Here is a 293-nt window from a genome sequence, read left to right as displayed (position 1 = left end):
CGGATCTTCAGATCCCCCTTTTTCGCGCCGGCACCATGCTGGTGAACGCGGACGCAGGAGCTGTCGATCATCACGATGTCGCCGTCGTAAGCCTTTGACACCGCGTCCAGAAGCTGGTCCCAGACGCCTGATGCGCGCCATCGGCAGAACCGGTTATAGAGCGTCGTGCGTGGGCCGTAGCGCTCTGGCACGTCGCGCCACGACGAGCCGGTGCGGAAACGCCAAAGGATCCCGTTGATGACACGTCGATCATCGACACGCTTCACGCCCCGGCTCTTGCGCGGCAGCAGCGG

Annotated in this window: 1 protein-coding gene; it reads right to left on the bottom strand. The window is 64.2% G+C overall.

Translation table 11 applies throughout. The features are described 5' to 3' along the window. The coding region (locus tag V2L18_RS23450; RefSeq protein WP_336180772.1) for an IS5 family transposase at window positions 1-293 on the bottom strand (293 nt) is incomplete at both ends.

The sequence above is a fragment of the Breoghania sp. JC706 genome, from assembly GCF_037026715.1.
Classification (GTDB): Bacteria; Pseudomonadota; Alphaproteobacteria; order Rhizobiales; family Stappiaceae; genus Breoghania.
The sequence above is the reverse complement of the archived record's forward strand: the minus strand, read 5'-3'. Positions and strand labels throughout refer to the sequence as shown.